Below are 21,284 nucleotides of genomic sequence, written 5' to 3' on the forward strand. Positions count from 1 at the left end.
CCCGGTCAGAAATGGCCGAGGTCATCGACTTTGTCATGCAGGCTCGCGCTGAGCTTTTTCCGAAGCTGAGCGCCACAGGAATCCCGCCAGATCTGGCGAATTTTGAAGAGACTTACATAAGTGGCGCCGGACGTTTTCTGCTCGCCCGTCATGAGGGCCGCATCGTCGCCACGATCGGCTATCTACCCTATGACGATCGCTTCGAACACCTCGACTATCAGCAACTCGAGGTCGTGGAAGTGGTGCGGCTGTTTGTCGTTCCCGAGTTCAGACGCTCAGGATTGGCCAGTGAGCTTTACCAAGAACTGAAGTCGTCAGCCGAACGTGCCGGGGTTCATGTGATCTACCTGCACACGCACCCATTTTTGCCGGGCGCGATCAATTTCTGGCTCAAGCGTGGCTTTGAGGTGATCGCCGTGGATGCCGACCCGGTTTGGCAGACGACTCATATGGATTGCCGGATTCAAAACTGACCATTCAGGAAGAGCGCAATCGCAGGATCTGCGCGCCGTCGAACGGGTCAGTCAGGTAGTGCGCGTGGACACCAAACGTTTCCAGCAGGCGTTGCGCAGTCAGCACTTCAAGGGGTTTGCCGAGGGCGACGAGTCGGCCCTTTTCCAGTACGGCCAAACGATCACAAGTCAGTGCCTGATTGAGGTCGTGCAGGGCAATCACCGTGGTCACCGGCAACGCTTGAACCACATGCAAAATAGACAGTTGATGCTGGATATCCAGGTGGTTGGTTGGTTCGTCCAGCAACAGAATTTGCGGGCGCTGGGCGAGGGCGCGAGCGATGTGAACACGCTGGCGTTCGCCACCGGAAAGGCTGCGCCAGGAGCGATTGCGCAGATGCGCCGCGTCAACATCGCGCAAGGCCTGATCGACGATGCTGTCGTCCTCGGCAGACCACGGACTGAGCGCCGACAGCCAGGGCGTTCGACCCAGTGCCACTGCGTCAAACACGCTGATCGCGTCGAGGGTGTCCGCCTGTTGCTCAACCACTGCCAGCGTTTGCGCGATGGTTCGACGCGATAGCGTCTTCAAGCGCTGGCCGTGGAGATGGATGTCGCCACGACTGGGCGCGCGTATGCCGCAGAGCAATTTCAGCAAAGTGGATTTGCCGGAGCCGTTGGGGCCGACAAGGCCAAGGGTTTCGCCGCGGCGGATGTCCAGATCGATCTCGTGCAGCAACCTTGCATCGCGGATATCAAAGCCGAGACCGCAGCACTGCAGCACCGATTCGCCGGCAGCCGGGGACAGCGCATTCATCGGGCATTCCTCCGGCCGATCAGGATCAGCGCGAACACCGGCGCACCGACCAGCGCGGTAATCACGCCGACCGGGATCACCTGGCCTTTAATGAGCGTGCGCGATAGCACATCAGCAGCAATCAGAAACACCGCGCCACCCAGTGCACTCGCTGGCAGCAGACGCGTGTGTCGAGTGCCGAGCAACAGCCTTACAGCATGGGGAATGACCAGACCCACGAAACCGATCGAGCCGACAATCGACACCATCACAGCCGTCACCAATGCGGCACAACTGATTAACAGCAATTGCACGCGACGCACCGGAATCCCCAGCGAGGCAGCGGAGTCGACGCCGAAGGTAAACGCGTCCAGCGCACGCCGATGCCACAGGCACACAACGAGCCCGATGACCGCCACCGGCACCGCCAGCCACACCGATGGCCAGCGCACGCCGCTGAGATTGCCGAGCATCCAGAACATGATGCCGCGAGCTTGTTCGGAACTGGCCGACTTGGTGATCAGAAATGCCGTGAGGGCATTGAACAGCTGCGAGCCGGCGATCCCCGCCAAAATGATCTGGCCGGTATTACCCGGTGAGCCAGCGGCGCGGCCGAGCAAAACCACCACGGCGAACGCCACAACAGCGCCGCCGAACGCGCCAACTGACATGGAAATCGCCCCCGCGCCGAACCCGAGCAACGCGACCATCACCGCGCCCGTCGAAGCACCAGCGGAAATGCCCAGCAGATACGGATCGGCCAACGGGTTGCGCAGCAGCGATTGCAGAATCACCCCGCAAGTCGCCAGGCCAGCGCCGCAAGCGGCAGCCACCAGCGCGCGAGTCAGGCGATAGTTCCAGACGATGCCTTCGTCGATCGGATCAAGAACATACCCGGCCGCCCACAGTTTGTTGGCCAGCACCTGAAACACCACGATGGGATCAATGGTTGTCTCACCAATCGCCACACCCGCAATCACCGCTAAAAGCAGGATCGTCAGTGCAAGCAAAGTGCGTATCAACGTCGCGGTCATTTGGACAGGTCGTATCCGTTGATGGCGCTCGCCAGCGCGGCGATACCGTCGAATGTGCGCATGCTGGCCTGCATGGCCATGGCGTCGAGAATAATGATGCGGTTGTTTTTCACCGCGTCCATGTTGCGGGTCACGGGATCGTTGCGCAGGAATTCCAGCTTCTTCAGGTAGTCATCCGCCGGGAAGCGCCGGCGATCCATGCGTGCGATGACCAGGAACGTCGGGTTGGCTTTGGCGATGGTTTCCCAGCCGACGGTTGGCCATTCCTCATCGGACTCCACGACGTTGCGCACGCCCAGCGTGTTAAGCATGAAGTCTGGAACGCCCTTGTGCCCTGCAACGTACGGGTCGATATCCAGACTGGCACTGGAAAACCAGACCAACGCGCTGATGTCTTTCGAGTTCTTGTCTTTCGCCATGGCAATGGACTTGGCGAGGCTCGCCTTGAGGTCTGTGTTCAGCTGCTGCGCACGCGCCTGGACGTCAAAAATCTCACCGAACTGGGTGATGCTTTTATAGATGCTGTCGATGCGAAACGGCGCCAGACGCGTGCCGTCGGAACCGACCAGATTGTCCTTGGCCTCGCAGTCAGACGGCATCAGATACGTCGGAATCTTCAGTTCGTGAAACTGTTCGCGTGTGCCGACCGCGCCTTGTGGCCCGACCATCCATTCCAGTTCGACAGCCACCAGTTGCGGGCGCTTGGCAATCACCGATTCGAAACTCGGTTCGTTATCGGCCAAGCGCTCGATGTTGTCGTTTTTCGCCTTGTACTGCGGCAGCACATCGTTGAACCACAGCGATGTGCCGACCATTTTGTCAGCCAGCCCTAGCGCAAAAAGCATTTCCGTGCCGGCCTGGCCGATGGTCACCGCACGGGCAGGAGCCTGCGCGAAGGTCAGCGTGCTGCCGCAGTTTTCAATCGTCAGGGGGTACTGCGTCGGTGCAGCATGGGCGAGGGCGCCAACACCCAGGCCAACGACGAGGGCGACAAAACGAGGCAACAGCATGATGCAATCTCCATTTGAACCTTACACGGAGCCAGGGTGCAGGTTCTGGAAACACATCGCTTACGCTGCCTTAAAAGCAGTGCCAGGCCGATCACCGAAGTGACGCGCGCACAAGGATGTCCTTCCCGGACACCCCGCCGGTTAGTGATTGTTGCTTGGCCGGCAGGTCTCCTGACTGATGCGTCGTCGCCTGCGTCAGCCTTCCCGGGAGCAATCCCAGTGGCAGTTCGGACTAAGGCTCAGCATCTACAGTTGCGGGGGCAGTTCCGTTTGATGCGTTGGGCGCATCACGGATTCCCTATTAATCCCAATTGGAAACCGGCGGGCGGCATGGTATCCGATCGTGGCGGTTGAGGCGAACGGGCGTGCTCGCTCAAGGGGTCGGGCGGCGTCAGCAGGAGGGCTGGTGAGGACAACAGACCATTAAAGTACTTTTATGCGCAGCACCTTTTTCACCCACTATTCAGTTACTGCAACGATTTAGCGCAACTTGTATCCTTGCGTTACACGAGGACGAATGGCCCCAGCTATTGCCCTGACCCAATAGTCACGGGAACGGAAAACCGGACTTTTCTGAAGGTAATGACGTGAAGCGTGATTCGCACCTGGTTGTGCTTTTGCTGTTCGTGATCGGTTGCTCTCTGGCGTCATTGACGGTCTGGAAAGTATTGGCCTCTCGAGATCGAGCACTAGAGGAAGTGGATGTCCACGGCTTGAACCTGACCCAGGCGCTTTCTACCTACTCCGAGGGGATTGTTCGCCAGAGCTCGCTGCTTTTACTCGGGCTTGTCGAGCGCCTGGAAATCGAAGGTAGCGGCCCCGCGCAGATTCAGCGGCTGAGTGCATTGATCATCCGCCAGGAATCGTTGATGCCACAGCTCAGTGGTATCACGATTTACGACAATCAGGGACGCTGGCTGATGTCCTCCAACCGACCGATTCCGGCCGGGGCGAATAGCAGCGATCGGGCCTATTTCATTCATCATCGCGACGATCCCAGCCGTGAGACCTTTATCGGTCCGCCTATCCAGAGCCGCTCCGATCAGGAATGGGTGATCACCCTCAGCCGCCGCTTCAATGATGCGCGCGGAGAGTTTGCCGGGGTGGTGGCGGTCACGTTGGGCGTCGAAAACTTTCTTCGGTTGTTCGGAAAGATCGACGTGGGGCAGGAGGGCGCCATCGGGTTGTCCTACACCGATGGTACGTTGCTGGTTCGTTATCCATTCCGCGAGCAGGACATGGGTCGCAACTTTTCCCAATCGCCCATCTATGCCAAGTATCTGGTGGATCGATCAGTCGGCACCGCGTCGTTTACATCCAGCCTGGATGGTGTCGAGCGGCTCTACGCTTTCCGCAAGAGTGACCGGCTGCCGCTGATAACGACGGTGGCACTCGGCAAACGCGAAGCTCTCGCCGCGTGGCGCACGGAGGCATTGTTGTCGGCGGTGGTGGTAACCGGGCTGCTGGGGCTCACGGGCCTCATCGGCTGGTTCCTGATTGTGGATATCCGTCGGCGTACCAAGGCAGAAGATCAGTTGCGAGGAGCCCAGCAGCAGTTGCTCTCAACCAATCGGCAACTGGAGTTGCTGGCGATGAAAGATGCCCTGACCGGTCTGGCCAATCGACGCTGCTTTGATCAAAGCCTCGCCATGGAAGCCCGGCGCGCACGACGTGACGGCACGACGTTGGCATTGCTGATGATCGATATCGACCATTTCAAGCTGTTCAACGATTCACTCGGGCATGTTGCCGGTGACGCCTGTCTGCAAACCGTTGGCAGAATCCTGGACGAATGTGTGCGGCGCCCGTCGGACCTGGTGGCCCGATATGGCGGTGAAGAGATGGCCGTGATCATGCCTGACACCGACACCGACGGCGCCGCAATAGTGGCGCAACTGATCATCGACCGCTTGCAGCAAGCAAACATCCCCCACACCGCCAGCCCGCTCGGACGCGTCAGTGTCAGCATCGGGATTGCGACCGCTACGGGGTCGGGACTGGATCATCTGCAAGGTCTGATCGAGGGAGCCGATCAGGCGTTGTACACCGCTAAGGCACGGGGTCGAAATCAGTATGTGAGGGGTGGGCTGTAAGTGTCATTTGCTGCAGATGCCAGGAATCATTGTGCTTGCGATGAAGCTTTGGAACCGTGACGACGAAGGTAGTACCGCTTTGCGAATCCGAAGTGACCTCGATGCCGCCGCCGTGCGATGTAACGATCTCTGAAGCAATAAACAACCCCAGCCCCAAGCCTTCACTTGGGTCATGGTCGATGATCGAGTGCTGAGAAAAACGGCCCATCGGGTTGAAGATGAACGGCATCACATCATCTGGAATGGGCTCACCGCTGTTATGCACGGTGAAAATCACATGCTCCTCATTGGTATCCAGAGTAACGGTTACTGGCCGTTGGTTATCGCCATGCTGCACGGCGTTGCCGATCAGGTTGGAAAGAACCTGCTCCATCCGTGCGCCGTCGAATTCACCATGACAGGATCTTTTTGGCTCAAAGAAGATAGCGGCACTCGGGTAGAACGCCCGCAGTTCATCAACGATGCGCTCGCACAAGGGCAACAAATCCAGGCGCTCTGTTTTAACAGGTATGCCGGGGCCCATCTGGCAACGTGTCAAATCCAGCAGGTCACCGACAATCTGACTGGCGCGCTTGACGCTGGTGTAAATTTGCGTGGAAATTTTCGTGGCCTTGGTGCCGATGTCTTCTGAGCGCCGCAACATGTCGGCGCCGAGCAAGATCGCGCCCAGCGGAGTTCTCAGGTCATGGCCAAGGATGCCTAGAAATAGATTCCGTGACGCTTCAACGGCTCGCGAATAGCTTGCAATTGACTCGGCGAGGGCTTGGTCGATTGCTTCGTGAAATCTCGTCATGTCATCGATGTCGAGTGGCGTGCCGGCCTTGATCTGTTTAGACCACTGGTTGAGTACGCTGGCTCTGAGCGCGCGATATTCGGAGACCATCTGATCGATCGTGAAGCCTGCCATGAGCCGCGTGACCGCGTGGGTTTCAGCGGGTGTTTCCAGATCGTTGGACGGGGCATTGCCATGCGCCTTCGCCAGTTGTTCTTTTGCAGTCTGTTTAGTCCGTAGATCGAGCACTATGGCGTCGAGCATCTGTTCGGCATGATCACGCAGGGCTTCTGTGTCCAGCGGTGCACCGGGCGTCTCAATCGTTCGCGCAAAATCGTCCCAGTCCTGCAGAATCGGCTCGAGGTTGGCGGTGATGAAGTCGGACAGTCGCATTTGCATGGATGCTGGTCAGGAGGGCGAGTTCCAGACAGGAGTGATGGGGAAGCCGCAACGTGAAGTAGAACACGGATTTGCTGTTTTGCTGCGCTGTCCTATGAAACGCTGCGCCCTGAACGCTGATTGCGTTATGCGTACAAGGGCGCTCGCCTTACAACTTCCTGCGACCAGCATTCACTTTGCCGCTAGTGCTTCTCTACGCCCGGCACGTCCATGTTTATTTTGCGCCAGGCGCCTTCGGAGAAACTGTAAACCGAGAAGGCGATCAACCCCAACGCCATCACCATCAGAATCAAACCGCCAAAAGGCATACTTTGCAGAGCATCAAGGGCTTCCTTCATGCCCGGTGGATTCGTGGCTTTGTAAAGGGAGCCGCTGATCGCCATTAGCACTGCAATCTCGATAAACACCACGCCTCGTGCAATCAGTCCGAATCGCGACACCGGGCGGATATAGCGCATAACATCTTCGTCGGCTTCAAAGTACTTCTCGAACGACGCTTTCCAGCCTTTGATGATGTGCGCAATGCCGACACCAAACGGAACTAGCGCAACAAGGTAGATCAGCAGGTTGGAATGCTCGAACGACAAAAGATGCGCCAACAAATCCTTCGTCTTGCCATCCCCGGCGTTACCCGAGCTTCCAGCACCACTGACGAGCAGGCCCAATGCAAAAAACGCCAGCGCGCCATTGACCACACCTCCCGCGAACAAACCTGCACGAATGACGAGCCCCTTGAGTTCGGTACCGTGATGATCAACGTCGCGAATAGCTTGCAACACGCGCCACGCCGCGAAGGCGAGTAGACCTGCCACCACCAGTCCAATCAAGACATACCCAAATGGCTGGCTCAGCAGTGCCTCGAGACTTTTATGACTGTCTTTTGGTTTCGTAGCGTCTTGAGCCGCCAGCAGCGCGAATATCCCAATGATCAGATACAGAACGCCCCGAGCGGCGTAACCGCAACGCGCGAGCAGAACAAGGGTGTGTTGGGCGAGCATTTAAATATTTCCGAGCAGAGAAGTTGTATACGAGCAGACCCGCCGCGGCTGCAGGGGTTCGATAAAGCGCTGTGCGGCGACCTGAAGGGTTGTGAGTCGTTACTGGCAATGGGCAACACCCAGCTTTTTCATTGTCACCACGCGAGGATGCATTGGTTGCACAAGTTGGGTTGTCTGGAGGGATCGATCTTCAACACGGCTATTCAACTAGTGTTGATAAATACAAATGCGAATACGTATCAAATGCTGAAAATGTCAGATATTATTTCCCGCAAATTATTGGCGCGTATGCCGTCCCATTTGGCTATTTCCTCAAGGTTTCCTCGATGCGTCGTACTCTGCTTTCCATCTGTGTGCTTCAGGCGTTTTCCGCTTCCTCTTGGGCGGAGCAGGCGACATCCGATACAACCATTCTGGAGTTGGAGGCGACCGACATCGTCGGTACTGCGCAGTACGAAGCCGCCCAAGGGCCGGTGAAGGGCTACCGAGCAACGCGTTCTGCCAGCGCAACACGAACCGACACGTCGATTCACGAGACCCCGCAGTCAATGAGCGTGGTGACCAAAGACGCTGTCGAAGACATCGGCGCTACTCGGCTTCAGGACGCGCTTGATTACGCCGGAGGGGTAGGGCGGGCCAATAACTTCGGAGGCCAGGGACTGACTACTTTCACGGTGCGTGGATTTACCACGGGCGAGTTCTATCGCAACGGTTTCCCGATCAACCGTGGTTATCCGAACATGCCCGATGCGAACACCATCGAGCGTCTTGAGGTACTGCGAGGCCCCGCCACTACTCTCTATGGCCGAGGTGATCCAGGTGGCACGTTCAACGTGGTCTCCAAACAGTCGTTGATGGAGCGCACCGTGACCCTGGGCAGCCAACTCGATGATCAGGGAATGAAGCGTGGCACGCTGGATGCTTCCGGCCCGATCGACGAAGAAGGCCGCCTCGCCTATCGCTTGAATGTGGTGGGTGAGGGCGGTGATACCTTCCGCGATCATGTTGAAACCGAGCGCTATGGCGTGACGCCGGTTATTTCCTGGCAGGCCAGCGACGACACCAAGGTGATCTTCGAGGGTGATTTCATGCGCAATAATCACCCGCTGGATCGTGGTGTCACGCGTTATCCGAATCAGATCGGTACCGCGTCTCGCGATACCTTCTTTGGCGAAAAAGATGTTGGCAAATTGCACAACGACAACAACATGGCGCAGCTGCGTTTCGAACATCTACTGAGCGATAACTGGACGTTGGGCGGTGGTTTCCAATGGCTCGATGGGACACTGCAGGGCAACGCCATTGAAGCGAATGGCGTCGCTGCCGACGGGCGCACGCTGGGGCGTAACTTCAACTATCGCAAACTGGAGTGGACGGACAAGGATACCCAACTGAACCTCACCGGACATTTCTCAACCGGGGGCTTCGATCACACGCTGTTGACCGGAATCGAGTACGAGAATTACGACTACAAGTCCATCATCCAGCGCTCCAGTGGCGCGGTAGGTGCCTACCCGATTGATATCTTCAATCCGGTATATGGTCAGGCGCGTCCCGCCCTGACCCGTACGCCGACCCACGACAAGGAAAATCTCAAGACCTACGCCGCCTTCATCCAGGATCAAGTGGCATTGACCGAGCGCCTGAAAGTTCTGGCGGGCGCCCGTTTCGAACGTTTCGAGCATGACTACGAAACCTATGTACCGGGCGGTAAAAGCTGGGAGGCAAGCGACAATGCGGTAACCCCGCGTCTTGGCTTGCTTTGTGACCTTACCGATACCGTCGCGGTGTATGCCAATACCGCGCGCTCATTCAAACCCAATACGGGAGCAAGTCGGCAGGGCGGCGGTTTTGAGCCGGAAAAGGGTAAGTCTTATGAGATGGGGATCAAATGGGAGGCGCTGGATCGCCAGTTAAGCGTCGACGCAGCGATCTACCAGATTGAAAAACGAAACGTCCTCACCACCGATCCCGTGGACTCCACTTTCAGCGTGGCCGCTGGAGAGGTGCGCAGCCGTGGCTTTGATCTCAACGTCGCTGGCAACGTAACCCCAGAGTGGCGGGTGATTGGCGGTTATGCCTATGTGGACGCTGAAGTCACCAAGGACAATGTAATCCAGTCGGGCACGCGACTGATGAACATTCCGAAGAACAGCTTCAGCCTGCTCAACGTTTATGAATTTCAGGATGGCAATCTGAAGGGATTGGGTTTGGGTATGGGCGGCAAGTACGTTGACGAACGTGTCGGTCAGACTGCTAACACGGCGTTTTCAATGGGCAGTTACACCGTTGTCGATTTGCTCAGTTTCTACAAGATCAACGACAAGGTCAGGCTTAATCTTGATGTGAAGAATGTCTTCGACCGCGACTATGAAGAAGGCGCCTTCGGCAATGTCTACGCATACCCTGGTGAACCGCGAACCGTTCAAGTGGGTGTTTCTTACACCTTGTAGATGATCCGGACGCACCGACGACCTGACGCTAAGCAAATAGACACGCTCGCTCTGCTTTTCTGACAATTTCCCAACCAGCACCGGCGGATCGGGCAGGTTGTCTCTGTTAGCGGGGTGTCTTTGCTCGGCGCACGAAAACGCCTTGCGACTCGGCCCAGCACTGCTACGGTGAATGGCAGTGCGTAGTTCCGTCGCAGAGAGGTTCCCCGTGGATAACCGCAAGCAGGTCAGTGCCGACGAATCCGCGGCAGTTCAGCTTTTCCGTTGGCTGGAGTATCCCGACGACGACTTCCCGTACTACAACGGCAAGCCCGTGGGCCTTTCAGGCAAACAATGGCTGCTGTTAATGCTTGGGGTGGTGGCCGGGTTCCTGGTGCTAATAGCGCCGTTGCCATTGTTTGCGGGAAGCGTTGGGCAATTCATTCCCGCAATCCTGTTCTTCGCCATCCCGCTGGCGGTGCTGGCATGGATCACGCGGCAACATGGCTGGGCACTGTTCCGCAGGGTCACGATTCGCGACATCAAGTGGATGATACTGTTCGCGCTGCTCAACATCGTGGTGACCATGGTCATCGGCCTGGTGGTCATGAAGACCATAGGCATGCACTCGAACCCGGTTTTCGCCGGGCTGGCGACGCAAACATCCGTCGAGCACTTGCTCTTCTTTCTCAAGACGCTGCCGCAGCTATTGGGCGAGGAGGTGCTGACGATTTTGCCATTCCTCGCAATCATGACGTTCCTGTTTGCGCGGCTGCACTGGTCACGCAAGGGTGCGATCATCGGTGCCTGGCTCTCGTCGGCCCTGCTATTCGGCGCGGCGCACTTGCCGACCTATGATTGGAACATGGTGCAGGCGTTCGTGGTGATTGGCAGCGCGCGGCTGATTCTGCTGCTGCCCTACATCATGACGAAGAACATCTGGGTCTCCACGGGCGCTCATATACTCAATGACTGGACGCTTTTCATTATCGCCCTGTTGGTTGCGCTACCCTCTGGGCATTAAGGCGTCGCTGAATTGCGCGATCGGCAGGGCGAAGCTCTGTTGGGATGCCGATCGCGCAAGCAGAAGGCGCTTGGCTAGAGCTCAGAGTTTGCCTTCAGATCCGGTATAACTTGCACCTTGGACTTTGCCACTGGCATCAGACAGGCACGACCAAGGAGCGTCCGCGTCAGGTACCTTGATCGTCACGCCAACTCCCGCTTCGGCGGTCATGACGTCGGTCACCGAAAGTTTGCTGACGGCCACACCGGTTTTCTTCGCCACCTCGGTCAGGCAGGCTTTCTCTGCCTTGCTGGTGGCAGATTTGCCACTGGCGCTACCGGCAGCACTCGCAGCGCCCGATGTCGCTGGCTTGCACACCCCATTGGCCCCGCCTTTACCGGTATAGGATACGTCCCATGACTCATCTGGATTGCGCGTGAGGGAAATCGTCACGCCAGAGCCTTTGGCTTCATAGGCGTTGTTATTGAATTTCTTCAGTTTGGCTTCCTTGCCATTGATGTACACCGGCCCACCCTGATCCGCATGCACGGCGATATTGGTCGGGCAGTCGTAGTTGAGTAGCGGAATATCAGCACTGGCTACGGTGGCAAACAGTAAAGTGGTGGCACCCAGCAAAAACTTGTTCATATTCATGCGACATTCTCCTTCTGTTTGAGAGTGGTTGTACGTACTGCACGAGCGTCATGGTCATACGACAGCACGCGCAGGGCCGAGGCCGGGCGAAACGACTTGTCACCGCCTCGACGACAGTGCTCCGGCAGTATAGGTCTTAGTGGCCAGTTTGAACGGCCAAACGCCCACGGTCGGATCTGATTGTCGGGTAGTCAGACAGCTGCTCTCATCCACCCGTTCATACGAGTTCCAGCACACGGTTCAAGCCTCTGCCAAGACACCATTGGTCTGGACGCACGCGGCCGGGTAACTAAATAACCTCGTCCACTGCCTGCTCAAGCGTACTGATCGTACGCTCGATATTCCGCAGTTTCTCGAGGCCGAACAGCCCGATGCGGAAGGTCTGGAAGTCGGCCGGTTCGTCGCATTGCAACGGCACGCCGGCAGCGATCTGCAGACCGTGGTGGGCAAATTTCTTGCCGTTCTTGATGTCAGCATCATCGGTGTAGCTCACCACGACGCCAGGGGCCTGAAAGCCGGCAGCCGCCACACTTTTGAAGCCTTTGCCGGTCAACAGGGCGCGAACCCGATCACCCAGCACCTGTTGCTCGTCGCGAACTTTGTCGAAACCGTAGGCTTGCGTCTCTTTCATCACGTCGTTGAACCGCGCGAGGGCATCGCTGGGCATGGTCGCATGGTAGGCATGTCCGCCCTGTTCGTAGGCTTGCATGATCTGCAGCCACTTTTTCAGGTCGCAGGCAAAGCTGCTGCTTTGCGTCTGTTCGATGCGCTCCAGAGCCCGAGCGCTGAGCATTACCAGGGCGCAGCAAGGGGAGGCGCTCCAGCCTTTCTGCGGTGCGCTGATCAGCAGGTCGACGGCGCATTTGTGCATATCCACCCAAATCGTGCCTGAAGCGATGCAGTCCAGCACGAACAGGCCGCCTACCGCATGCACGGCGTCGCCGACTGCCCGCAAGTACTCGTCGGGCAGGAGGATCCCGGATGAAGTTTCAACATGGGGCGCGAAGACTACTTGCGGCTTCTGCGCCGCAATGGCTGCCAGCACTTCGTCCAGAGGCGGCGGGGCATAGGCCGCTTGGTGACCCGTTTCCACTGGCCGGGCTTTGAGTACCGTGGTGGCGGCCGGAATGTTGCCCATCTCAAGGATCTGGCTCCAGCGATAGCTGAACCAGCCGTTGCGAATCACCAGACATTGCTGGCCGGTGGCGAACTGCCGCGCCACCGCCTCCATGCCGAATGTGCCGCTGCCCGGAACCACCGCAACAGCCTCGGCGTTGTAGACCTGTTTAAGGGTTGCGGAAATGTTTTTCATCACCCCTTGAAAGGACTGCGACATATGGTTCAGCGAGCGGTCGGTGTAGACCACTGAGTACTCGACCAGCCCCTCGGGATCGACACTGGGGTAGAGCTTGGACATAAGGTGACTCCTTGGGCACAGAGGTAAACATCAATGCCAAGGAGTGTAGGCAAACGGCACTAATGGGCTCATCGAATTACGCAAATGAGCTTAGCGTGCTTCACATTGCGGCGAAGGCTCGCCGCTCAGCGCGTCAACCATCGGCGGATGATCCTGCACCGCCTGACGCAGATCTTCGGTCACCCGCAACTCCGCACCTGTCGGCGAGAAGGTCGCCGCCGCCGCGAAAGGCGCGGGATTGGCCGGAACCGGGCGTTTGCCACGTCGCCACAGGAAGAAGGTGACCATGCACAGATTGACCAGCGCAAATACCCAGAACAGACCATTGGCACCGAACGAATTCATCACCGGCGAGATCATCATCGGACTGATCGCCGAGCCCAGCGAATTGATCAGCAGCAAGCCCTGAATCATCGGCACCAACGCTTCGGCAGGGGCGCGATCGGCGGCGTGGCTGACGGCAACCGGGTAAAGCGCGAACACACCGCCGCCGAGCAGAAACAACATCGCGGCGAGCATGGTCGAGGACAACGGCAGTACGACGATCACCAGCGACAATGCGCTGCACGCCACGGTCAGAAGGGTCAGCACCTGCAAGCGGTCCTTGCGGTCGGACCAGCGTCCGACCGGGTATTGCAGGAGCATCGCGCCGAGAATTGTCCAGGCCATCATGCTACCGACTTCGCCGACATTCAGACCGCTGCGTTGCAGGTACAGCGGCAGCAAGGTGTAAATCGCCGCAATGGTGATACCCGAGCCGAAACAACCGACCAGCCCGGTCGGCGTCACGCCCAACAATTGCCGTGGCTTGAGTGGCTCCACTTGATCGAGCAGAGGCGAGACTCGCGGAAGGATCACGATCGGCAGCACCGACAACGAGGCGAGCATGCCAGCGACCATGAACGGTGCGCTGTCGCTCAATCCGGTAATTCTCCCCAGCGTTGCCTGGCCCAGCACGCCGGCGCCGTACAAGACGATCATGTACAACGCGAGCAAGCGCCCGCGAATCTTCGCGTCACCTGCCAGCAACAGCCAGCTTTCGATTACCAGAAACACACCGACCGTGGCCCAGCCATTGATCAGGCGCAGGGCAAACCAGCCCCATGTGTCATAGAACAACCCTTGCAGCAGGATGGTCACCGCGATCAGCGAGGCAAAGCTGCCGTAGGCGCGGATATGACCGATGCGCAAAATCAAACGGTCATTGAACACGGCGCCCAGGGTCAAACCAATGAAGTAGGCCGAAGAGACGATACCGATCATCGTGGTCGACGCACCGGCAGCGTCCAGTCGAAGGGTGGTCAGGGACGACATGAAACCGTTGCCCAGCGCAACAATGAACAGCCCAAGCAAGGGCGCCAGCGCCATGGCCAGCAAACGCGCAGACATAAAAACCTCTAGAAAACGAACAGCAGAACGTGCGCCTCTGCGCATGCGATTGCCAAGCCGAAGTGTGTGGGGTGCAAGTGCCCGCCGAACGGGCGGGGCGGTTGAGTCCGAGGTGGGGCCAGCCCGTCAGGTATGACTCGGGCGCCAAATCTGGCGGCTGCAAGAGCGCGCGGATTCTAAGGCTTGTGCGGAATTTGCCAATGGCTGTTTGCTGCGGCAGTTAGACGCAGGCCGATCAAGGCTGAGACATAACGACAGGTCATCGTTTTGCATTGCACAAATGTTCCAAAGCCTCAGCAAGGGGCAGGGGTGAGCTAATGGAATACCCGGAATGAGGTTACAGTGCTCATCAATGTCTCAGTTGTTGTGTGAACAATGAATCGTCCGCTGTTCGTTTCTCTGGATGGGCCCAAGGGCACCGGCAAAACCACACTGTTGGAAGCCATTACGCAGGTACTGCGCGCGGGCAACCAGAAAGTCATCCGGCTTTGCGAGAGAAAAAGCGATCCTTTCAGGGGTGAAACCATGGCCCTGGTTAACAATCTCGCCCGAAATCCCTCCACGGATCTGGAGTGGGCTGTATGCCAGGGTTTTGCTGAAAGCCGTAGCTGGATTTCCCGTCGCGTGCTGACGAAACAGCCGCCAGACAGCATCATCTTGATTGATCGCTGGTATCCATCTGACGCTGCGTTTCGGCAATCAGTCCCGTTTTCCGACATCCTCCAGTTGAACATGGATCGAAACGTACAAGTGCCAGACCTGCATGTCGGCGTCGTTACCGAGCCGGAAATTTCATGGGCAAGGGCCGCGACACGTTCGCGAGGACTGGGCGGCACTGTGATTCAGAAATATGCAGAGCACGTTGCGTGTACCGAGTCGTTCGAAAAAGCGGTAGCCGACCACGGTTGGGTTCTCTGTCGTAATGAAGGAACGATCGAAGAGGCGACGATGCAGGTGGTAACTCAGATCTATCAGGTGATGTTGGCACGAAACTGGGGGAGGGGGACTCAATAGTTCGCTTGAGGGTGTACCATCAGATTCTGCTCATCAGATATCAGTCAGCCATGTCCACGCTTAGCGAAGAGAGCCGCCGGATCGTAGCTTCTCTGGCGCAGGGTGTCGGTCTTAATGCTGACACTGCAAGCATCGCCGAGGCGATTGTTGCGAAATTGCAGGCTATGGACGCAGCCCTTACGCCGATTATTGGCCAGCAAGGGGTTGTCGCCCTGTACCGGCGCAGTTTACATCTGTGTGTTTCTGCTCATCCGCATCTCGCCGGCACTTATGACAGTCTGCCGGCCGCGATGGATCTTATTGCCCTTAAATCCGTACTCGTCGAGCAGCAGGACACCGAAGCACTGTTTTGTGGTGAAGTGTTGCTGACTACTTTCTACGAGCTTCTGACCACACTGATCGGGCCCTCGCTCACCGCTAGTTTGCTTCGTGGCGTGTGGGAACCTTCTTTGAGCGACACCCCCTCGCAGGAAAATTCGCCATGAGCACCAAAGTGACTATCAACCGTCTGGCCACCGGCGTGCCTGGACTGGACGAGGTGCTGGGTGGAGGATTGCCGGAGTTTTCGTTCAATCTGATTGCCGGCCCTCCTGGTTGCGGCAAGACCACACTTGCCCACCAGATGATGTTTGCCCTGGCAACGCCCGAACGCCCGGCGCTGTTCTTTACCGTCCTGGGTGAACCGCCATTGAAGATGCTGCGTTATCAGCAGCAATTCGACTTTTTCGACAGCGAAGCGATCAACCAGTCGATCCGTTACATCAACCTGGCCGACGATACCCTGGCCGGGGATCTGGACGAGGTGCTGCGGCGCATCGTCAGCGAAGTCGAAGCGCATTCGCCGGCGCTGGTGTTTGTCGATTCGTTCCGCTCCGTGGTGCTGGCCAGCCAGACCCAGGACAACCCCAACAACAACCTTCCGCAGTTCGTTCAGCAACTGGGCATGCTGATGACGACGTGGCAAGCGACGACGTTCCTCATCGGCGAGTATTTCACTGAAACCGACACCAACCCGATTTTCACCGTGGCCGATGGCCTGATCTGGCTTCGACAAAGCGTTCAGCGCAACTCCATGGTACGCAAGCTGGAAATCATGAAGATGCGCGGCCAACCGACGTTGCCGGGCCTGCACACCTTCCGCATTGCAACTTCCGGGATCAAGGTTTTTGCACCCGTAATAGCTAGCCCGTTTGATACGCCGCCGCAATCACCGATCAAGCGCTTGAGCATGGGGGTAGCGCAGCTCGACGAGATGCTCGGGGGAGGTCTGCCTCGAGGCTATTCGTTGCTGGTGGCCGGGCCATCGGGCTCAGGCAAAAGCATTCTCGCGGCGACCTTCCTCGCCGAAGGCGCGCGCAATGGCGAAACCGGCGTGATCGCAGTATTCGAACAACGGCCCAATCACTCGCAGAATGCGACCCTGTCGGGTTTGATTGCGAGCGGGCAGGTCGGTCTGGTGGATAGTCGCGCTCCCGATCTCTCGATTGACGAAATTGTCCAGCTGTTGCTCGGCGAGATCACTCGGCTGAAAGCCACTCGCGTGGTCATCGACTCGCTGTCGGGCTTCGAACTGGCAGTGGCGCCGACCTTTCGCGAGGATTTTCGCGAGTCGCTTTCGCGCATGGTCACGGCGCTGACCAATTCCGGGGTCAGTGTCTTGATGACCTCGGAGTTGGAAGATCGTTACACCGATCTGCGTTTCAGCCCTTACGGCACAGCGTTTTTGACGGATGCAATCATCGTCCAGCGCTATATTGAGGTGCAGAGCCGGTTGCTGCGCATCATGGCCGTGGTCAAGGTTCGCGCCAGTGCGCACTCTGATGAGTTACGTCAGTACTTCATTGATGATAGCGGCCTACACATCGGTGACATGTTGCCGGAGCAGGAAGGTTTGCTCGGTGGGCGACCGACAAGGCAGGTTTTGAACAAGGTCGATAAATGAGCGAAGAATGATGAGTGAGGCCAGCGGCAAGAATGAACAGGCTTTAGCCACTGCTGCACGCGAGCTGTTCCTACTGGGCCGGAAAACGGTCGCGGCTCGTGCGGCACTCGCGGCGCTGCAAAAGCAACTCAGCGAAGCCAACAGCCAGCTTGTTGATACCTTGCAAGTCGAGCAACTCATTGAGGCCAATCAGCAGTTAGTGCTGGCCATTTTATCGGCGCAGTCGGATGTTGAAGATCAGAAAAATGCTCAGGCAGAACACCATCTGTATTTGGAAATGCGTGAAGCCAACGAGCGATTGGTTATCGCAGCGCTTAGTGCCCAAGACCTGCAAATTGCAGCTGAACAGGCACTGGAGCAGCAGCGCAATATCCTCTCTGTAGTGGCCCACGAGCTGCGAAATCCACTGACGCCCATCAGCATGATTGCAGGCCGGCTGGTGCGAATGCCTCGCGAAGAATTGCCTCGCATGCAGCTATTGATTGAAGGCCAAGTACAGCGGATGTCCCGACTCGTGGAAGATTTGCTCGACATTGCTCGTGCTTCCACCGGTAAATTTCGCCTGTACTTCCAGGTTACTAACATGGCTGACATCATTAGTGACGCAATAGCAATCTATACCCCGGTCATGCTCGCTCACGGCTTGAGTTTCAGCTCAGAACGCTTGGAATCTCGTTTAGCGGTGAACGGCGATCCTGTAAGGCTGACGCAGATTCTTGATAATTTGCTGGGTAACGCAGCCAAGTACACGCCCAAAGGTGGCACTGTCACACTTGCCGTTTCTGTTGAAGCCAATCTGCTGGAAATTCGCATTCGGGATTCCGGCATTGGTATCTCAGCCAAAGCGCTGCCTTTCATCTTTGAGCCGTTTGTCCAGGATGATCATGCAGTGGGTTTCAATGGCGCAGGCTTAGGCATTGGGCTGACGGTGGTGCGAGAGTTGGTTGAAGCCCATAGTGGAACAGTGACCGGCACAAGTGCGGGGGAAGGCAAGGGAAGCGAATTCGTAGTGAAAATACCGCTGTTAAATCCCTAGCTTTTCTTTTGCGTCAGCCGGTAAAAAACTGATGGTGACAGACGCTCCCCATTACCACTGGGCGCTTTTCAGCGAGCGCGTATAGGACGATGGTCAATGGCCAACGAACGTCCAGAACTACACCGCGGACGCAACCACTCTGGATGGCCTAAGCGACGGGATTCTACTTCCACCAAGATTCCTCGCAGTCCACCCTGTAAATCGGGATATGATCGCGCTCAACGACTCAGACCCACATGACTTATGGCCATCGATCTTCAAGCGCTCTACCCCAAACTGATCCACTTAATGTTGGATACTGTTTTTGTGGTTGATGAAAGCGACCACATTGTTTTTGTGAGTGATGCCTGTAAGGCCCTGTTGGGCTACCTCCCTGATGAGCTGATTGGCACCAGTATCACCAGCTATATGCATCCTGAAGATTTGGATGCGACGCGAGCTTCGATTTCCCGCGTCATGAATGGTCAACCTCATTTCGATTTCCGGAATCGTTACATCCGCAAGGATGGGGCAGTCGTGTACATCCTGTGGGCTGCATTCTGGTCGGAGGAGGTCGGTGCCAGGATTGGGGTCGCAAGAAACGTTACAGCCTTAGCTAAAGCCGAGGAGGAGTTACGCTTCCTCGCTCATCACGACCCGCTGACGAAATTAACCAATCGGTCGCTCTTTAGTGATCGACTGATATCTGCACTGCAGACTGCGCAGCGCCACGGTAATGAGCTAGCTCTGCTTTTTTTGGATATAAATGATTTCAAGAGTATCAATGATGTCCATGGTCACGCAGCGGGAGATAGTGTTCTGTGCATTGTTGCCCAGCGTCTGAAAAGCTGTGTGCGTGAGACAGACACCGTGGCTCGCATTGGCGGCGATGAATTCACGGTGCTGCTAACAGACGTCCAGTCGAGGGACACGATTTCCGAAAAGCTAGAGCAGATTCACAACGTCATGGCTGAGCCACTCGGCCCTGAGTTCGGCACACTCAAGATGCCATTGTGCAGTATTGGCGTTGCCTATTATCCCGAGCACGGAAATGATGCCGATACACTGCTCACCCATTCGGACAGTGAAATGTACCGAATGAAGAGGTATCGCTCCTTGGAGAGTTAAGCGTGGGGCTGAATGTAGCTGTCCGGTATGTCCAAACCCTTCAATTCCAGTGCAGAGCGTGGCGCCGCGTAACTCCATCTCTTTAGCCTTATCGACGATCCATTCGCAGCGCCTACCGATGATTCAAGCTGCTCCAAGCAATCAAACCGAGGTAGGCGTCCAGCATGTTGTAAGTAAACGCATGCCACCAATTAGTGCATTGGCCCAGAGCGAAAATGGCGTTAGCATTCCCCCATTCGGCTTAAACAGCCTGTTTTTCAGATCAGGGTCGCATTGTGGAAAAGCTAAAACGCCTCGAAAGTGGAATCGAAGGGCTCGACGCTCTGCTCAAGGGCGGGCTGGTAGCGGGCTCTTCATACATAATCCAAGGGCGCCCAGGGTCTGGAAAAACGATCTTGGCCAACCAGCTTGGGTTCCATCACGCGCAAAAGGGTGGGCGAGTTCTAGTCGCAACGCTGCTGGCCGAGTCACACGATCGCCTTTTTCAATTTCTTTCGACTCTGAGCTTCTTCGACTCTTCCAAAGTCGGGGCTGAAATCCAGTTCGTCAGCGCATTCGATACTTTGGAAAACGAAGGTTTGGATGAAGTAGTGAAGCTGCTTCGGCGTGAGATAAGCCGTCAGAAAGCCACAGTTATGGTGGTGGATGGCTTGCTAAATGCGCGTTCAAAAGCTGATTCTCATATCGACACCAAGAAATTCATCTCTGAGTTGCAAGGGCACGCCGCGTTCGCTGGTTGCACGGTGCTGTTTCTAACTAGTTCTCGCCTTGACGATGGCAGTCCTGAGCACACGATGGTTGATGGCGTGATCGAGATGGGCGAAGAGTTGTATGGCACTCGTTCGGTGCGTCGAATTCAGCTGCGTAAAACTCGCGGCAGCGGAGCAATGACCGGCCTTCACGAGTGTGAAATCACCGACAATGGCCTGGTTGTTTATCCACGGCTCGAAAGTCTCTACAGCCATCCGTCCTCTCCCGACAGCGCCGACATGACGCGTATCGCCAGTGGCATTGAATCACTGGACGATATCTTGGGCGGAGGCCTGCACAGTTCCAGTGTGTCTCTGGTCATAGGCCCCTCCGGGATTGGTAAAACGACGCTGGGCCTCAAATTCCTGGCCGAGTCGACCGTGGAAGCGCCGGGTCTGCATTTCGGCTTCTACGAAAGTCCCCAACGGCTGCGACTCAAGGGCCAATCACTGGGCATCGATTTAAAAAGCATGGAAGACAGCGGCGCACTGACCATCGCATGGCAACCCACCACAGAGGGCCTCCTGGATGGTTTGGGCGCACGACTACTGAGTCTCGTTGAAGAAAAGGGCATCAAGCGCCTGTTTATCGATAGCCTGAGCGGTATGACGCGAGTCTCGACAAATCCGGCGCGGATTACTGACTTCTTCAGTGCACTGATGAACGAGCTGCGATCCAGAGGGGTTACCGTATTTGCCTCTTGGGAAATGCGCGATCTTTTCGGCTCCGAGGTCAGCGCGCCGAACTCGGACCTGTCCAGCATCGTCGACAATCTCATGCTCATGCGGTTCTCTGAGAATCAATCTGAACTTAGCAGGACGCTTTCCATTCTTAAAATACGAGACAGCTCCTACGATCCTTCGCGATTTGTGGTCGTGATCCGTGATCAAGATGTTTTCCTGGAAAAGGCTTCAAGACGTGAACCATCAGTTCCCGCTGAGTCATCGCCCGGTTCAATTTCTTAAGCTTTTGAGTGGGTTGAATTA

The 21,284-nt window shown here is 56.9% G+C and carries 17 protein-coding genes, 2 pseudogenes and 1 riboswitch; of the genes and pseudogenes, 10 read left to right on the plus strand and 9 right to left on the minus strand.

Features of this window, described 5'->3' with window-relative positions; all coding sequences use genetic code 11:
- Positions 1-11 precede the first annotated feature (11 nt).
- Positions 12-473: a GNAT family N-acetyltransferase gene (locus AB4P97_RS09505; protein ID WP_234451733.1), complete on the plus strand. Its 462-nt coding sequence runs from the start codon at positions 12-14 to the stop codon at positions 471-473.
- Positions 474-477: 4 nt separating this feature from the next.
- On the opposite strand, the gene AB4P97_RS09510 is transcribed toward AB4P97_RS09505, so the two are convergent.
- Genes AB4P97_RS09510 through AB4P97_RS09520 form a run of 3 tightly spaced genes read right to left on the minus strand, consistent with a single transcriptional unit; the run spans position 478 to position 3,292 of the window.
- On the minus strand, positions 478-1,269 hold the full coding sequence (locus AB4P97_RS09510) for an ABC transporter ATP-binding protein (protein WP_395602537.1): 792 nt from the start codon (positions 1,267-1,269) through the stop codon (positions 478-480).
- The gene (locus AB4P97_RS09515; RefSeq protein ID WP_042559102.1) at positions 1,266-2,282 is read right to left on the minus strand and encodes an iron ABC transporter permease; all 1,017 of its coding nucleotides are present in this window, start codon (positions 2,280-2,282) and stop codon (positions 1,266-1,268) included. Before AB4P97_RS09515 ends, AB4P97_RS09510 begins: the two co-directional genes overlap by 4 nt.
- Positions 2,279-3,292 (minus strand): ABC transporter substrate-binding protein, encoded by a 1,014-nt coding sequence (locus AB4P97_RS09520; protein ID WP_395602538.1) that lies wholly within the window; start codon positions 3,290-3,292, stop codon positions 2,279-2,281. The genes AB4P97_RS09515 and AB4P97_RS09520 overlap by 4 nt, the downstream gene beginning before the upstream one ends.
- A gap of 143 nt (positions 3,293-3,435) precedes the next feature.
- Positions 3,436-3,630: riboswitch (cobalamin riboswitch) on the minus strand.
- 249 nt (positions 3,631-3,879) lie between these two features.
- Here AB4P97_RS09520 and AB4P97_RS09525 point away from each other — a divergent pair.
- The gene (locus AB4P97_RS09525; protein ID WP_395602539.1) at positions 3,880-5,385 is read left to right on the plus strand and encodes a diguanylate cyclase; all 1,506 of its coding nucleotides are present in this window, start codon (positions 3,880-3,882) and stop codon (positions 5,383-5,385) included.
- Here AB4P97_RS09525 and AB4P97_RS09530 read toward each other — a convergent pair.
- Together AB4P97_RS09530 and AB4P97_RS09535 are read right to left on the minus strand one after the other, a co-directional pair.
- The gene (locus AB4P97_RS09530; protein WP_395602928.1) at positions 5,342-6,550 is read right to left on the minus strand and encodes an ATP-binding protein; all 1,209 of its coding nucleotides are present in this window, start codon (positions 6,548-6,550) and stop codon (positions 5,342-5,344) included. The genes AB4P97_RS09525 and AB4P97_RS09530 overlap by 44 nt on opposite strands.
- Before the next feature lie 188 nt (positions 6,551-6,738).
- The gene (locus AB4P97_RS09535; protein WP_395602540.1) at positions 6,739-7,554 is read right to left on the minus strand and encodes a DUF1206 domain-containing protein; all 816 of its coding nucleotides are present in this window, start codon (positions 7,552-7,554) and stop codon (positions 6,739-6,741) included.
- Between the two features lie 326 nt (positions 7,555-7,880).
- Between AB4P97_RS09535 and AB4P97_RS09540 the strand changes: the two genes are divergently transcribed.
- Entirely contained in the window at positions 7,881-10,007 is a 2,127-nt protein-coding gene (locus AB4P97_RS09540) for a TonB-dependent siderophore receptor (RefSeq protein WP_395602929.1), read from the plus strand.
- Positions 10,008-10,215: 208 nt separating this feature from the next.
- On the plus strand, positions 10,216-11,010 hold the full coding sequence (locus tag AB4P97_RS09545; protein WP_395602541.1) for a CPBP family intramembrane glutamic endopeptidase: 795 nt from the start codon (positions 10,216-10,218) through the stop codon (positions 11,008-11,010).
- Positions 11,011-11,358: 348 nt separating this feature from the next.
- Here AB4P97_RS09545 and AB4P97_RS09550 read toward each other — a convergent pair.
- From AB4P97_RS09550 to AB4P97_RS09560, 3 genes and pseudogenes are all read right to left on the minus strand, one after another.
- A pseudogene (locus AB4P97_RS09550) lies at positions 11,359-11,637 on the minus strand (hypothetical protein); the annotation flags it as partial.
- Positions 11,638-11,932: 295 nt separating this feature from the next.
- Positions 11,933-13,060, minus strand: coding sequence for an alanine--glyoxylate aminotransferase family protein (locus AB4P97_RS09555; RefSeq protein WP_395602542.1), 1,128 nt, complete (start codon positions 13,058-13,060; stop codon positions 11,933-11,935).
- Between the two features lie 90 nt (positions 13,061-13,150).
- The gene (locus AB4P97_RS09560) at positions 13,151-14,449 is read right to left on the minus strand and encodes an MFS transporter (protein WP_042559108.1); all 1,299 of its coding nucleotides are present in this window, start codon (positions 14,447-14,449) and stop codon (positions 13,151-13,153) included.
- A gap of 375 nt (positions 14,450-14,824) precedes the next feature.
- Between AB4P97_RS09560 and AB4P97_RS09565 the strand changes: the two genes are divergently transcribed.
- The 5 genes from AB4P97_RS09565 (at position 14,825) to AB4P97_RS09585 (ending at position 19,548) form a co-directional block, all read left to right on the plus strand.
- Positions 14,825-15,463: a dTMP kinase gene (locus AB4P97_RS09565; RefSeq protein WP_395602543.1), complete on the plus strand. Its 639-nt coding sequence runs from the start codon at positions 14,825-14,827 to the stop codon at positions 15,461-15,463.
- A gap of 50 nt (positions 15,464-15,513) precedes the next feature.
- Positions 15,514-15,948, plus strand: coding sequence for a hypothetical protein (locus AB4P97_RS09570; protein WP_228732718.1), 435 nt, complete (start codon positions 15,514-15,516; stop codon positions 15,946-15,948).
- A complete protein-coding gene (locus AB4P97_RS09575; protein ID WP_395602544.1) occupies positions 15,945-17,405 on the plus strand; it encodes an RAD55 family ATPase in 1,461 nt (486 codons plus the stop codon). Before AB4P97_RS09570 ends, AB4P97_RS09575 begins: the two co-directional genes overlap by 4 nt.
- A 10-nt stretch (positions 17,406-17,415) precedes the next feature.
- Positions 17,416-18,441: a sensor histidine kinase gene (locus tag AB4P97_RS09580; protein WP_395602545.1), complete on the plus strand. Its 1,026-nt coding sequence runs from the start codon at positions 17,416-17,418 to the stop codon at positions 18,439-18,441.
- 243 nt (positions 18,442-18,684) lie between these two features.
- Positions 18,685-19,548, plus strand: a complete 864-nt coding sequence (locus AB4P97_RS09585) for a sensor domain-containing diguanylate cyclase (protein WP_042559111.1) — start codon at positions 18,685-18,687, stop codon at positions 19,546-19,548.
- Positions 19,549-19,554: 6 nt separating this feature from the next.
- Here the strand turns inward: AB4P97_RS09585 and AB4P97_RS09590 are convergent.
- Positions 19,555-19,653 (minus strand): annotated as a pseudogene (locus tag AB4P97_RS09590) (DUF190 domain-containing protein); the annotation flags it as partial.
- Between the two features lie 167 nt (positions 19,654-19,820).
- Between AB4P97_RS09590 and AB4P97_RS09595 the strand changes: the two are divergent.
- Entirely contained in the window at positions 19,821-21,263 is a 1,443-nt protein-coding gene (locus AB4P97_RS09595) for an ATPase domain-containing protein (protein ID WP_395602930.1), read from the plus strand.
- The last annotated feature ends 21 nt before the right edge of the window (positions 21,264-21,284 follow it).

This window comes from Pseudomonas sp. A1230 (assembly GCF_044218825.1).
Taxonomy (GTDB): domain Bacteria; phylum Pseudomonadota; class Gammaproteobacteria; order Pseudomonadales; family Pseudomonadaceae; genus Aquipseudomonas; species Aquipseudomonas iridis.

What these genes read in the sequence shown, in the direction of transcription:
- AB4P97_RS09530 (WP_395602928.1), bottom strand. Translation starts at nt 6,550, where the DNA reads ATGCGACTGTCCGACTTCATCACCGCCAACCTCGAGCCGATTCTGCAG.
- AB4P97_RS09505 (WP_234451733.1), top strand. Translation starts at nt 12, where the DNA reads ATGGCCGAGGTCATCGACTTTGTCATGCAGGCTCGCGCTGAGCTTTTT.
- AB4P97_RS09585 (WP_042559111.1), top strand. Translation starts at nt 18,685, where the DNA reads ATGGCCATCGATCTTCAAGCGCTCTACCCCAAACTGATCCACTTAATG.
- AB4P97_RS09575 (WP_395602544.1), top strand. Translation starts at nt 15,945, where the DNA reads ATGAGCACCAAAGTGACTATCAACCGTCTGGCCACCGGCGTGCCTGGA.
- AB4P97_RS09565 (WP_395602543.1), top strand. Translation starts at nt 14,825, where the DNA reads ATGAATCGTCCGCTGTTCGTTTCTCTGGATGGGCCCAAGGGCACCGGC.
- AB4P97_RS09515 (WP_042559102.1), bottom strand. Translation starts at nt 2,282, where the DNA reads ATGACCGCGACGTTGATACGCACTTTGCTTGCACTGACGATCCTGCTT.
- AB4P97_RS09510 (WP_395602537.1), bottom strand. Translation starts at nt 1,269, where the DNA reads ATGAATGCGCTGTCCCCGGCTGCCGGCGAATCGGTGCTGCAGTGCTGC.
- AB4P97_RS09535 (WP_395602540.1), bottom strand. Translation starts at nt 7,554, where the DNA reads ATGCTCGCCCAACACACCCTTGTTCTGCTCGCGCGTTGCGGTTACGCC.
- AB4P97_RS09580 (WP_395602545.1), top strand. Translation starts at nt 17,416, where the DNA reads ATGAGTGAGGCCAGCGGCAAGAATGAACAGGCTTTAGCCACTGCTGCA.
- AB4P97_RS09560 (WP_042559108.1), bottom strand. Translation starts at nt 14,449, where the DNA reads ATGTCTGCGCGTTTGCTGGCCATGGCGCTGGCGCCCTTGCTTGGGCTG.
- AB4P97_RS09555 (WP_395602542.1), bottom strand. Translation starts at nt 13,060, where the DNA reads ATGTCCAAGCTCTACCCCAGTGTCGATCCCGAGGGGCTGGTCGAGTAC.
- AB4P97_RS09540 (WP_395602929.1), top strand. Translation starts at nt 7,881, where the DNA reads ATGCGTCGTACTCTGCTTTCCATCTGTGTGCTTCAGGCGTTTTCCGCT.
- AB4P97_RS09520 (WP_395602538.1), bottom strand. Translation starts at nt 3,292, where the DNA reads ATGCTGTTGCCTCGTTTTGTCGCCCTCGTCGTTGGCCTGGGTGTTGGC.
- AB4P97_RS09570 (WP_228732718.1), top strand. Translation starts at nt 15,514, where the DNA reads ATGTCCACGCTTAGCGAAGAGAGCCGCCGGATCGTAGCTTCTCTGGCG.